At 59.1% G+C, this 12,655-nt stretch carries 14 protein-coding genes; 7 read left to right on the top strand and 7 right to left on the bottom strand.

From position 1 onward, the window contains the following. The first annotated feature begins 69 nt into the window (after window positions 1-69). The 6 genes from ABJT94_RS07450 (at window position 70) to ABJT94_RS07425 (ending at window position 3,434) form a co-directional block, all read left to right on the top strand. Window positions 70-231, top strand: a complete 162-nt coding sequence (locus ABJT94_RS07450) for a hypothetical protein (RefSeq protein ID WP_348474599.1) — start codon at window positions 70-72, stop codon at window positions 229-231. Between the two features lie 65 nt (window positions 232-296). Further along, complete coding sequence (pspA, locus tag ABJT94_RS07445) at window positions 297-977, top strand: phage shock protein PspA (protein ID WP_348474598.1); 681 nt, start codon at window positions 297-299, stop codon at window positions 975-977. A 43-nt stretch (window positions 978-1,020) separates the two neighbouring features. Beyond that, a complete protein-coding gene (gene pspB / locus ABJT94_RS07440; RefSeq protein WP_028670783.1) occupies window positions 1,021-1,254 on the top strand; it encodes an envelope stress response membrane protein PspB in 234 nt (77 codons plus the stop codon). Between the two features lie 18 nt (window positions 1,255-1,272). Then, a complete protein-coding gene (locus ABJT94_RS07435) occupies window positions 1,273-1,710 on the top strand; it encodes a PspC domain-containing protein (protein ID WP_348474597.1) in 438 nt (145 codons plus the stop codon). Between the two features lie 89 nt (window positions 1,711-1,799). After that, window positions 1,800-2,354, top strand: coding sequence for a hypothetical protein (locus ABJT94_RS07430; protein WP_348474596.1), 555 nt, complete (start codon window positions 1,800-1,802; stop codon window positions 2,352-2,354). 69 nt (window positions 2,355-2,423) lie between these two features. Then, window positions 2,424-3,434 (top strand): Gfo/Idh/MocA family oxidoreductase, encoded by a 1,011-nt coding sequence (locus tag ABJT94_RS07425; RefSeq protein WP_348474595.1) that lies wholly within the window; start codon window positions 2,424-2,426, stop codon window positions 3,432-3,434. Here the strand turns inward: ABJT94_RS07425 and ABJT94_RS07420 are convergent. Both ABJT94_RS07420 and ABJT94_RS07415 read right to left on the bottom strand, forming a co-directional pair. Next, the gene (locus ABJT94_RS07420) at window positions 3,407-4,249 is read right to left on the bottom strand and encodes a transporter substrate-binding domain-containing protein (protein ID WP_348474594.1); all 843 of its coding nucleotides are present in this window, start codon (window positions 4,247-4,249) and stop codon (window positions 3,407-3,409) included. The genes ABJT94_RS07425 and ABJT94_RS07420 overlap by 28 nt on opposite strands. A gap of 69 nt (window positions 4,250-4,318) precedes the next feature. Beyond that, on the bottom strand, window positions 4,319-6,016 hold the full coding sequence (locus ABJT94_RS07415) for an alpha-glucosidase (protein WP_348474593.1): 1,698 nt from the start codon (window positions 6,014-6,016) through the stop codon (window positions 4,319-4,321). 478 nt (window positions 6,017-6,494) lie between these two features. On the opposite strand from ABJT94_RS07415, the gene ABJT94_RS07410 reads away from it, so the two are divergent. Beyond that, on the top strand, window positions 6,495-6,968 hold the full coding sequence (locus ABJT94_RS07410) for a hypothetical protein (RefSeq protein ID WP_348474592.1): 474 nt from the start codon (window positions 6,495-6,497) through the stop codon (window positions 6,966-6,968). A 282-nt stretch (window positions 6,969-7,250) separates the two neighbouring features. Here the strand turns inward: ABJT94_RS07410 and ABJT94_RS07405 are convergent, their stop codons facing one another. Genes ABJT94_RS07405 through ABJT94_RS07385 form a run of 5 tightly spaced genes read right to left on the bottom strand, consistent with a single transcriptional unit; the run spans window position 7,251 to window position 12,654 of the window. Then, window positions 7,251-8,942: an acyl-CoA dehydrogenase family protein gene (locus ABJT94_RS07405; RefSeq protein WP_348474591.1), complete on the bottom strand. Its 1,692-nt coding sequence runs from the start codon at window positions 8,940-8,942 to the stop codon at window positions 7,251-7,253. Window positions 8,943-9,000: 58 nt separating this feature from the next. Then, on the bottom strand, window positions 9,001-10,008 hold the full coding sequence (locus ABJT94_RS07400; RefSeq protein ID WP_348474590.1) for an AAA family ATPase: 1,008 nt from the start codon (window positions 10,006-10,008) through the stop codon (window positions 9,001-9,003). Beyond that, entirely contained in the window at window positions 9,984-10,565 is a 582-nt protein-coding gene (pnuC, locus tag ABJT94_RS07395; RefSeq protein ID WP_348474589.1) for a nicotinamide riboside transporter PnuC, read from the bottom strand. The genes ABJT94_RS07400 and pnuC overlap by 25 nt, the downstream gene beginning before the upstream one ends. Then, complete coding sequence (locus ABJT94_RS07390; RefSeq protein ID WP_348474588.1) at window positions 10,562-11,914, bottom strand: hypothetical protein; 1,353 nt, start codon at window positions 11,912-11,914, stop codon at window positions 10,562-10,564. The genes pnuC and ABJT94_RS07390 overlap by 4 nt, the downstream gene beginning before the upstream one ends. A gap of 2 nt (window positions 11,915-11,916) precedes the next feature. Next, complete coding sequence (locus tag ABJT94_RS07385; protein ID WP_348474587.1) at window positions 11,917-12,654, bottom strand: hypothetical protein; 738 nt, start codon at window positions 12,652-12,654, stop codon at window positions 11,917-11,919. Window position 12,655 lies beyond the last annotated feature (1 nt).

The following is a 12,655-nucleotide window of genomic DNA, read 5'->3' as shown; positions in this document are numbered from 1 at the left end:
CACAATCACTGACGATATGACGTAGCCAGGGATTTTCAGGACCGAACCGCAGAGGGACAGGATATGTTTATGTTGAACCCGCGCGCACCGCTGTACATGGGCATGATTACGCTGAGCAGCGCCCTGGCCGTCGTGACGCACCTGGGCATCGGATTATTGACCTTCGTCTGGATGACCATGCTCTACGAGAGCATCACGCATCTTGTCGGGCGGTCGACCAACGAACGCTAGAACACCGCTGGACGCTTGTTTCAGCTGGCTTATTAACGACTATATGGCACTCAGGAGTATGAGCTATGGGTATTTTTTCGAGACTGACCGACATCATTAATTCCAATTTGACCGCCTTGCTCGACCGGGCTGAGGATCCGCAGAAGATGATTCGGCTGATCATTCAGGAAATGGAAGAAACGCTGGTGGAAGTGCGCAGCAGTTCAGCGCGCATCATCGCCGACAAGAAAGATGCCCAGCGCCGGCTCGACCGCTTGCATGGGGAAGTGGCCGAATGGGAAGCCAAGGCCACCCTGGCGCTTGAAAAAAACCGGGAAGATCTGGCCCGTGCAGCGCTGGCGGAAAAGCAGGTGTTGCAGGAGGAAGAGGCTATTATTGAACAGGAATTCAAGGCGCTGGACGAGCATCTGAAACAGCTGTCCGGTGAAATCGGGCAATTGCAGCAGAAGCTGACCGATGCCAAAGCGAAGCAGAAGTCCATGGTCATGCGGCATCAGACGGTATCGACGCGTCGTCGGGCGAAAGAACAACTGTCGCGCGAGTCGCTGCAGGATGCGTTCGAGAAGTTTGAACGCTATGAGCGGCGCATGGATTCGATGGAAAGCGAGATAGAAGCGATGGATCTGGGCAAGGGTGAGCGCTCTGATCTGGCTGGCGAGATCGACAGTCTGGTCCGGGACGACAGCGTCAATCTTGAGCTGGAACGTCTGAAAGCGAAAATGAAAAACCGTCCGGAACAAAACTAAGCCCCCGGGCTGGCCAGAGTGGTCGGCCCGCAAGGAGTAAGGCATGCATTTTTTTGAATTTCTGTTTGTCCCGACCATTCTGTTTCTGGTGGTGGTCATGCCGATCTGGCTGGTGTTGGACTATCGTCACAAGGGGCGCACCCGACAGGGCCTGTCGGAGGATGACCAGGTTAAATTGGATGACCTGCTACGTACCCTGGACAAGGTCGTCGACCGGGTCGATGCGCTGGAAGGCATTTTGGATGAACGCAGCCCTCGCTGGAAGCGGGACCGCTAACTCGTCGGAGAGACTCTAATGACTAAGAAAGAATTCTGGCAGCGCCGTCGCGAAGGCTTCGGCATGAACCTGTACCGGAACAAGAAAGATGGCTGGGTGGGTGGCGTCTGTGCCGGGCTTGCCGATCATTTTAACATTGAGCACTGGATAGCCCGGCTGATCGTCGTGGCGGGGTTTATGTTCTTCGGGTTCCTGACTTTACTTGCCTATGTAGGCGCTTGCGTCGCCATGGCGCCGCGCCCCAAGGGCCCGGTGCAGCAGGAATACCAGTACGACGAAAACAACCACCAGGATCGGCCACGCAATTTGTTTCGTTACGGAGAGAGCCCCGGTGAGCGGCTCAGTACGGCCAGGGAGCGCCTGAACCGGACACTGAGCCGTGTCGAGCGGATGGAACAGTACGTGACCTCCAAGCGCTATGAGCTGGATCGGGAGTTCTCCAAAATTCAGGATTGACGCACACCGTCGTTCGACTGGCCCGCACCGGTGCATTGCGGTAAAGTGCGGCCAGTTTATTTATTTCAGCTCACAAAAGAGAACCTGCCGTGTCGCACCGCCCGGATGATTCGTCAGCCGACCGCACTCCGGTTACTGGCTGGCGAGACGCCATACGCCGCCCCACCTTCTGGATCGTCATCGTATTACTGATTGGCTTTGTCTATCTGCAATGGCCAACCCGCCTGAAACCGCTTGATCAGCCCGACTACGTGACGACCACGATCAACGATGCCATTGCCGTGGAATGGGAAGCCGCACCCAGTGCCCAGCCGGACGCGGACAATGACGCCTGGTTTTTGCGGCGCCGGGGTATGGATTTTCTGGTGCAAACCGGCGACTTGACGCAGCCGTTGCCCGAATTGGCCGCTGGCATGCTGGAGACCGACCGCGAGCAGGTGGCAGGGAGCGTATATGAGCCCCTGCAAAGCAGTGAATCGACCGCCCGCTATGCGTTGTACGATGCCGAAAACCGGATTCAGCGCCACCGGCTCTATGTTGTCGGCTCTGACTGGGTAAAAATCTCCGTGTTGTACAAAGGCCAGAATGAAGAACGCGAAGCCCGGGCGCAGCGGTTTATGAACCGGGTTACCCGAACGCAGTGAGCCGCTACCCGTACCAGTAAGCAAATCTAACAACAAGAACGGTCTGCCGTGACCACAGGAGTGTCTTTTATGAACAGTTCCGCTACATCTTCAACCTATCGCTGGGCCGTGATTGGTACCGGCGGTATGGCCGATCAGTTTGTGGCCGATGCCCGGCACGGAAACGGTGGCGAATTTGTCGCGGTATGCTCGCGTTCCCAGGCTAGTGCACAGACCTTTGCGGACCGCCATGGCATCGCTCTGGCGTTCGACGATCTCGACACTCTGCTCGCGCTGGATAACATCGATGTAGTGTACATAGCCAGCCCCCATACCCAGCACCGGCAACAGGCGATGGCGGCCATGGAAGCGGGCAAGGCCGTGCTGGTGGAAAAGCCGGCTACTCTGAACGCGGCCCAGAGCAAAAGCCTGTACGAGACAGCCGAGCGTTGTCAGGTGCTGTGCGTTGAAGCTCTGTGGACCCGCTTCAGCCCGGTTTACCGGTCTGTTCTGGCGGATCTCAAGTCGGGCCGTATTGGTCAGGTGCGCCACTGTCAGGCCAGCTTTGGTTTCGCTGCACCGGCTGACCCGGAACATCGTTTAAATGCGCCGGAACTGGCCGGTGGGGCACTGCTCGATATTGGCATCTACCCCTTGCTGCTGCCTCTGGACCTTTTCGGCGTTCCCGACGACATCGAAGGTGACGTGACACTGGGCGCTCTCGGAGTGGACCGGTCTGCCGATCTCGTATTGCACTATGCAAGCGGGGCCAGAGCTTCGCTGTCGTACAGCCTGGACTTTCCATTGCCGACGCAAGCGGCCATCAGTGGCGAAGACGGCTGGGTCGAGATCAAGGCGCCCTGGTTTGCCAGCCAGGCGGCCCGCTGGCAGCTAGGTAAGGCGCCGGTCAGCCAGCAGCAGTACCCGCTGTTGGGTACGGGCTACCATTATGAATTCAGCGCGGTAAACCGCAGCCTGGCGGCGGGGCTACTGCAATGCGAGGAACACAGCTGGGCCGATTCTCTGGCCCTGGCAGAGGTGATGGACCGCATTCGCAAACGCTGGGGGCCAGATTACGGTGCCGAGCTGGAAGGCATCTGACGAGGGTAGATGATCGTCAGGTAGTCATCGACGAAGCGGGCGTATTCGTTGTCCTGCTGCAGGTCTGCCAGGGCCTGGTTTACTCTGGCAATCAGGGCGGGCGAACCGTTTTGGTTGCGCGGTGCAATAAAGTGCATCGAAACGGTTTCTACCGGAAACGGCAGCGCCCGTATGGCCGAGTGAGGAACACCGGCATTGCGCAGTAATTCGCGTGCCACATAGCGGTTGATCTTAACGAAATCGGCTTCGCCAGACTGCAGCATGGCAAAGCAGCTTGGCATGTCCGAGGGGGTGATGCGGGTGATCGAGCCGCTTTCCACCAGGGGGTTCAGTGCCGGTCCGTGTGCAAAGCCTTCCGGCAGACACAGGGACAAGCCGGCCAGGTCTTCCGGGCTGCTGGCGTTGATGGTGCTCGACTGATCAACATAGGCGTAGGAGCTGACGGTAAACAAGGGGCCGGAATACAGATAGTCATTGAGGCGTTGCTGCGATTCGATATAGGGAAAGGTGCCAGCATAGTCACCGTCCAATGCAGCCTGATAGCCAGTGGACCACCCGGTAACATCAATCTCAACCGCCTGATCGATTTGCTCGAACAGATAGCGTACCAGGTGCGTGGCCAGGCCACCCCAGGGCAGGTTCTGATCGGAAAACGGGGCATAATTGTCACCGGTGACCAGCCGAAGCGTCGGGGCGCTTTCCGCCCATACAGCCGCCGGAGCAAACCCTAGCAGAATGCAAAGAGCCAGCCCCAGTGCAGAGCGGGGCTGGCATTTGGGGCAGGCATTTGCGCTGGGTTTCCGGTTGTCTGACATGGCGCTCACTTCAGTCCGTCGTCGGATCAACCGTCAGTATAGCGTCATTTTCAACGACGAACGCAACGATTAAGCGTTGTTTGAATCAATAATCCGGTACACCCGTGCCTCAAAAGGGGCCAATGCTAATGCATAAGGCGCAATGTCGGTTGGCTGATTCCCAAGCACCAGGGCCGCGCGGTCCAGTTCAACCAGTGTCGGGTCGACGTCTGCGGGTTGGTCGCTCAGGTTGCACAGCACAATGAAGCGGTCGTCACCGCTGCGGCTGTAGGCAAAAATCTGCGGGTGCTCTGCCAGCAACAAGTCGTATTGGCCATAAATGAGCGTTGGGTGTTTGCGACGCAGACGAATCAGTTGCTGGTAATAAGCCAATACGGAATTCGAATCCTGTTGTTGGCTGGCGACGTTGATATCCCGGGTATTGGGGTTTACGGCGAGCCAGGGGGTGCCGGTGGTAAAGCCGCCGTGTTCGCTGCTGTTCCATTGCATCGGGGTGCGTGAATTGTCGCGGGCGTTGTCGCGAATGCTGGTGAGGATATCCTCTTCGCCCCAGCCCTGTTCGCGACGCTGCCGGGCCAGGTTGTGAATGGCGACGTCGTCGAATTGCTGCAGCTCAGTGAAGGGGTAGTTGGTCATCCCCAGTTCCTGGCCCTGGTAAATAAAGGGCGTGCCCTGCATCAGAAAATACAGGGTGGCGATGGCGGTGGCGCTTTCACGCCAGTAACGCTCGTCGTCACCCCAGGTAGAAACGATGCGGGGTATGTCGTGGTTCTCGACAAACAAGGCATTCCAGCCGCGGCCTTCCAGCCCTTTTTGCCAGCGTGTAAGCACCTGCTTCAGGTGCGGCAGATCGAGCCCGGCGGCACCGTCGGTTTGCCAGAGCTTGAGCTGTTCAAATTGAAACAGCATGTTGAAATTGCGTTTTTCGGGTGCGACCCATTCGGGCGCTTGTTCGACGTTGACGCCATTGGCTTCGCCAACGGTCATGATGTCGTAGTGGGCAAAGGTGTTGGCACACAGGTCACTGATGTAATCCATCACGCCATCTACGTTCATGTGGCCGGCGGCGGAGGGCACGGTCTGCAGTCCTTTGGGGTTCGGCATGTCCGGCAGGCCGGGTTGCTTGCGAATGTGGGAAATGGCATCAATACGAAACCCGTCGACGCCTTTGTCGAGCCACCAGCGCACCATGTCATACAGCGCGGCACGCATGTCGGTGTTTTCCCAGTTCAGGTCGGGCTGTTTGCGCGAAAATACGTGCATGAAATACTCATCGGTCGCCGCATCGTATTCCCACACCGATTCGTTAAAAATGCTCTCCCAGTTATTGGGCGGCTGCCCATCCTTACCCTCGCGCCAGATGTACCAGTCCCGTTTGGGGTTGGTTTTCGACGAGCGTGATTCAAGAAACCAGGGGTGCTCATCACTGCTGTGGTTCAACACCAGGTCGAGCAGAATGCGCAAACCGCGCTTGTGGGCTTCTTCCAGCAAGCGATCAAAATCGGCCAGTGAACCGAAGTCGGCCATGATGTCCTGATAGTCACTGATGTCATACCCATTGTCGTCGTTCGGTGACGAGAAAATCGGGCACAACCAGAGCACGGTAACGCCCAGTTTCTGCAAGTAGTCGAGCTTGCTGATAATGCCGTTCAGATCACCAATGCCATCGCCATTGCTGTCCATAAAGCTGCGCGGGTAAATCTGATACACCACGGCTTCTTTCCACCAGGTGCGATCGGATGTCTGAGTTGGCAAAACTGTATTCAAGTGGTGTTCCTGTGAGGTTGGTGCGTTGCGTTAAGTCGGCTGGTGAAAATGACGCTCGCAGGCTGATCAAGTGCGGGTCTGTGGTTGCTTTGACCTATCGGCTGAAAGTCGTGCAAGACACCGGGTAGGCCTATCCGGGGTCGGCGTAAATCCTTCCATGGAGCCTAGACCGCAGCATCCTTGCTGCGGACTACCCCGGATAGGCCTACCCAGCGCCTGGCACTTTGAGTGTCATCAAATATAACTCAATAAATCCAAATAGAGAGTCAACTCCGACAGACCTCGAAATCAAGTTGCATGCAGAGTAATGAAGCAGATCCGGAAAATGAAGCCTCCAACGCTCAACCTTGTGCAGAATCAACCCCAAACAGGGTTAAATAACCAAACGGATTCGAATGCGACTATTGTGAGGCGGATCCTGAACAAATCACAGTTGAATGGGTATACTCCGGGTTCATTTATCCGTTAAGGAAGACACATGAAACCGATTGCAAAGCTCACCGCAGGCCTGTTCATCGCCTCCCTGGCCCCTCTGGCACTGGCTGAGCCCGACCCTGATTTGCTGGTGGGTACCTGGAACTGTGATTACTCGGAAACCACCGATGGTGTGGAGCTCGATATGCAGTTGAAGGTCAACTATCGCGCTGACCGAACCGCTGTATATGACATGACCATGAACATGGAAGTGCCGTCGATGGACCCGATGAATCTGGGTGTTGCTGGCAGCGGCAACTGGTCACTTGAGGGCGATCAGCTGACCACGACCACTACTGAAGTCAGCGCTGAAAATCTGGGTGAACCTAACCCCATGGTGGATATGATGATCCCGCAGATGGAAGCCGGCATGATGCAGGAATCCGAGTCTGTCAGCACCATTGTTGAATTGACCCGGAATCGTCTTGTAGAGCGGACTAATGAAGCCGATGCGACGACGGTGACTTGTACTCGTTAATTGACGAGCCAATCAATTTAGCTACCCGGACATCTAATTGCCTGCCAAACCAAGTGCTGGCTGCCGGGTAGGTCTGACCGGGGAAGTCTGAGGCATGGACTAAAACGCCGGGAGCGTTTTAGCATGAGCGTAGCGAGCCCGGAGGGTGAATCCCATGGATGGGATTCATATCCCGAAGTCTAGGCCCCATGGATGGGTTCATGCCGGCCTCGGTCAGACCTAACCGGTGGTCAGCACGAACTCCCGCCACTGAATAAGACCGTGCCGCAAAGCAGGCAGCCACTAGCCCACCATGGGCACTGCCCGGTCAATGATCCTCTTGTAATTGATTCCCGTGGGTAACCCACCGAGGTTTACTTGGGTGCCCGGCGTCAGCCGTGAGGCGATAAAGGCATCGGCGATGTCGGGGGTGCCGTGGCGCAGCAGGATGCTGGCCTGGAGTGCCAGGGCCATGGGGTCGACCAGGGCGCGGGCCCGGTATTCGAGGTCTGAGGTGTTGGCCCAGTCCCGCTGCAGTTGATCCAGATGAGCATCGTAGCGGGGCGATTGGGTGCGGGCTTGCTCCAGCTCTTTGAACAGGGCGGTCAGGGCATCCGGGGTTTTCCGGACCGCACGCAGGACATCCAGGCATTGAATGTTGCCCGAGCCTTCCCAGATGGCGTTGACCGGGGCCTCCCGGTAGAGACGCGGCAAGACGTTTTCTTCGACATATCCCACTCCACCAATGCATTCCATGGCCTCGTACGTCAGGTGTGGCGTGCGTTTGCAGACCCAGTATTTGCCAATCGGGTTGGTCAGTCTGGCCAGCAGGTTTTCGTGTTCTGAGTAGGCCGCCTGGTCCAGTGAATGGCCGATGCGCAGGGCGAGCGCCAGCGCCGCTTCGGATTCGATGGCCAGATCCGCCAGTACGTTTTGCATCAGCGGCTGGTCGTGCAGGGGTTTACCAAAGGCTGACCGGCTCGAGGTGTGGTACAGGGCCTGGGCGGTGGCCGCGCGGATCAGGGCGGCGGAGCCAACGGTGCAGTCGAAACGGGTCATGGCGACCATCTCAATGATGGTCGATACGCCCCGGCCTTCCTCGCCGAGCAACCAGGCTTCAGCACCGCGAAATTCGATTTCGGAAGAGGCGTTGGAGCGGTTGCCCAGTTTGTCCTTTAGGCGCTGAATGAACAGGGCGTTCTTGGTGCCATCGGGCCGCCAGCGCGGCAGCAGGAAACAGGACAGACCGGTTTCGGTGTGTGCCAGAGTCAGGAAGGCGTCGCACATGGGGGCAGAACAGAACCATTTGTGGCCGATCAGCTCGTAGCGTTCGCCCGGTCCGCGTGCCCCAGTGGGGTAGGCTCGCGTAGTGTTGGCGCGCACGTCGGAACCGCCCTGTTTCTCGGTCATCGCCATGCCGATAGTTAGACCTTCTTTTTCAAAGAAGGGGACGTTTCTCGAGTCGTAGTGGCGGGCGGTTATTTTCGGTAGCCAGTCTTTGGCGACCGATTCCGTGCCGGCGATGGCCGGAACCGCTGCGAAAGTCATGGTCAGCGGGCAGGCAGAACCGGCATCAGCGTGCATGTGCAGGTATTCGAGCCCGGCCCGGGCCACGTGAGCACCGGCTTTAGGCTCGCGCCAGGGCAAGGATGGAACGCCCGCTTCAACGGCGGTTTTCATCAATTCGTGGTAGGCCGGGTGAAAGCGGACTTCGTCGATGCGTTGGCCGAAGCGGTCGTGGGAGTGAAAGGTCGGCTCGACGGTGTTGGCGGCAAAACCGGCATCGATCAGATCACCACCGCAGCGAGCGCCGTAGGCGGTTAAGTCCGCCTCGGCCCAGTTGCCGCCAAAGACGCCAACCCAGTGTTGCAGGGCACGGTCACTAAGGTAGAGATTGTAGTCAGCCAGAGGTGATGGCTGATTGAACACCTCGTGCGTATCCGGTTGAGCCAGGTGGCGGTCGCGGTCGAACGGCTGGGTGTCTGGTCGTTTCATCGTTGGCCTCGCTGATCGGCACGGGTCGGTTCATCCTAACGCCGGGGGCCGGGCCTTGTCACGATAGCAGCTGGTGCTGGCGCTGGGTCAGCGAACCCGTTAGGTGACGATGCTCCAGGTCGCGCTCAGCCAGTTCGGTGTGGTAGCGGGCCTGCTGTTGCTGACGAAAGGCTTCCGGACTGCGGGTGCCGTCCTGCACCATCGGAAAATCGGCAGCGCAGAGCCATACCTGGTGGTAGGGGCGTTCGGCCAGCGCCACCAGTTCGGCCGGTGGGGGAGCGTCGAACATCAGTTGATGGTAAATCAACGTCGTCAGCGGGGTGGTGTCGCAGACGATGCCTGTCTGGCCGTTGGCCAGGGCGAGTTGTACGGCCTGGTTTTCGCGGTCTACCTGGGTGCGGGCGATGGCCAGTAAGTCATCTGACTTGAGAACACCGCCACGCTCATGCCAGAACTCACGCCCAAATTCAGCGACCCAGGGCCAGCCGCGTTGTTCGGCCAGCCACTGGCTCAGGCACGTTTTTCCGGTCGACTCAGCGCCAATCAGCGCAATGCGCTGACAGGTCTGGGCGGCGTAGACCGATGGCTCGACCCAGTCGTTATTGGGCTGGGCGCGCAATTCCGAGCCGCTGACCGGAAACCGCACCCGGTGCCGGTCAACCACCACAGACTCGACCGGCTGTTGCCAGTGGGCCGAGAGAAATTCGGCGAATCCCTGGCCATAGTCCTCACTGCTGAACACCGCATCCACCGGCGATTGCAGGCTGCGGTCGATCAGGTTAGCGCAGAATTGGCGCTGGCGCTCATCGCTCGCGTCGTTCCCGGGCATCGACAGGCCCAGGCGAACCGCATCGGCGGCATCGAGTACCTGGTGTCCGGTACCGGGCATTGCTTGCCCCAGCCAGAGGCGTCGCAAGTCGGCGGTGCAACCGGCGAATTCGGGACGCGAATAGCTGATTACGACAAGCCGGTCGCAGGCCGATTCAGCGCATTCGAGCAGGTAGCGATGACCGGCGTGCAGGGGCGAGAACTTGCCGACGACTAGGCCGGTTCGGAAGCGAGACATTCCGCCCTCAGTTCCCGATGCCAGCGCCAGAGGCCATAGCAGGCGTTAAGCCAGAAGCCCACATAAACAATCGCCGTCAGGCTCAGGCCGCGCGAGGCGTAGAGCGGGACGGCAACGGTGTTGACGATCAGCCAGAACCACCAGGTCTCAAGGCGGCGTTTCATTAACAACAGCTGCGCCAGCACACTGAAAGTCAGCACCGCTGAATCGGCGAAGGGGGCATAGGCATCGGTGTTCAGGTACAGGATGTAGCCGTAGCCCAGCAAGGTGCCAATGGCGATCAGGCTGAACAGCCCGAGCATTGGCCAGGGCGTGCGCTGAATCTCGGCGGCAGCACCGCCGCGTTGCCATTGTTGCCAGCCAATGACACTGGTGCCGATGTAGAACACCATCAGGGTGGCATCGGCGTAGAGTTGCACCTGATAGAACAACACGCCAAACAGCACACAACCGATGATGCCCAGTGTCCAGGTGTGGCGATGGTTGCGAGCGGCGAGAAACACACTGCTCAGGAAAAAAGCGTTGGCGCTGTATTCCAGCAAAGTCAGGCTGGTCATCCGTTATGGGCTCCGGGGTAGTGGCTGGTGTATTGAATGAGTTTGTCGGCTTTTGGTTGCAGCCGGCCAATGCGAACCGGGAAACCGCTGCCAAAGGCGTTACTCAGGGCGCGTTCGAGATCAGCACGATCGGCGTCTCCCAGCACGCCGAGTGTCAATCCGCCGTGCTGATCCTGATGCAATTGATACTGCGCCAGGCCGAAGGGCTGCAACAGATGGGTGATGTCGACGTTGTTGAGCCAGCCTCTAGCGGTTTTGTACCGGACGGGCGGGCGGCCATCCAATTGTTGCAAGTAGCGTCGGCCCTGAGCATCTTCGGTCAGGCTGGCGTAGTCTCCGGTTCGGTAGCGTAACAGAGGCAGACAGGGGTTAAAGCCGCCGGTCAGGGTGATTTCGCCGCGATCGGTAGGCGTTATTACCGGCTTGCCCTGCCGATCCAGAATCTCTACCCGAAGCGTCGACTGGACCAGGCGCAGGCCGTTGCCGCTGCCGTCGTCGGCCGCGATGGGGCCCGCTTCGTTCATCGAATACAGGTTAATAACCGGGCACTGAAACCGTTGCACCAGCCGATCTTTCAGGCCCTGCAACAGCGTCATGGACGTCGATAGTATCGCCGCCGGGCGATGGCTGAACGCCAGACTCAGTAACGTGCTCAGGCTGCGCGGGTCGCCGGTGATCAGCAGGGGTTTGCAGGCATCGATGTAGCGGCCACGGGCGTCCGGCTCGGGCCAGTCGGCCGGGTTCAGGTTCGTTTTCAGCAGGACTTTATCGTCCCAGTAAGGCAACACCGAGGCATAGGTAAAGCAGCGTTGCTGGTCGCCGACCAGCATCACCCCGGTGTCGCCCGAAAGCGATTGCAGGTCAATGCTGTGCCAGCTGAGGATGCGTTCGTGAAAGCAGTGATAGCGCGCTGCGACCAGGGGCAATGACGGTACTGTAAGCGGGTGCCCGGTGGTGCCACTGGTTTCATAGGCGATCAGTTGTGCCGGGTCGATGTCATCCGGAACGAAGGCGGTGAGGTTGCGGCTCAGGTCATGGCGGTTGGTGGTCGGCAGGGCCGATACGTCATTGTGCCAGGGGTAGTGCCGGTAGTGCGGCACCTGCTGCCGGCAGTGGGCCAGAAAAGTCGCCATCCAGCGTGGATCTGGCTGCTGCATGGCCGCTTTGTCGGCGTGTAATTGCCTGACCGCCTGAGCCGTAAGCCGATGACCGCTGCGCCCGGTAAAGCGGGGGGCAGCCGGGTGCTCCAGGCACTGACGCAAGCGGGCCGCCGCCCGTGGGGTTAGTCCGGGCAGGCGGTCAGTGTCGACCCAGGGGGCGACTTCTAACGGGCGTTGGTCCGGATTCATCGTCATTCGCGGGTGTATTTGTCGGCGGCTTCCCGCGCACGCTGTTCTGCCAGTGCCTGGCGGATGGCTTCGGCGCGTTCCTCGGCAGCGCGCGAGGCAGCCACCACGCGGGCGCGTTCGGTTGAGCTGACCATCAACAGCCGGTCCCGTGCTTGACGATCGGTTTCACCCTGAGCTTTTAGCCGAAGGCCATTGAGTGCCAGTCGAATCAGTTCCTCGCGCTGGTCTTCATCTTGCCGGTTGGGGTGGGCTTGCGCCATCAGGGTGTCGGCCGAGCACAGCAGACTGACCAGGTCGGAAGCGAACAGGGTGGCCCCGGTAAAGGCGTCATCGGCCAGCAGCCAGGTCATCTGCAGCAGCGCGCTGGGAGGCTCGGCTGTTTCTGCTTTGAGCTGGTCTGGTGTATTTATGTTTGCCAGGCCGTGCTGATCCAATGCTGTCCGGGTCTCTTGTTCCAGGGTGTCGAGTGCGGCGGCATCGAGGTTCTCGTATTGCTGATAGAGCCGGGCGAACTCAGCTTCATCCAGGTCGACGACAGTGCTCTCAACAGTGCCTGCCTGACACAGCGGCAAGCCTGCCAGCGCGGCCAGCGCATCCGGGGTGGCCTCAGAATCAAGCCGCCGCACCAAATCGTGCAACAAGGCGAGCAGGTCCAGTCCTCGTGGGCTGGGGGATTCGGGGTAAGCCAGCAGGCGCTGGTGCAGGAGATGCATCGATGGCCCACATTGCATTTCAGACATG

It is taken from the genome of Saccharospirillum sp. (genome assembly GCF_039982735.1).
Classification (GTDB): Bacteria; Pseudomonadota; Gammaproteobacteria; order Pseudomonadales; family Natronospirillaceae; genus Saccharospirillum.
Note: the sequence above shows the minus strand (reverse complement) of the source record. Positions and strands in the feature narration are given on the sequence as shown.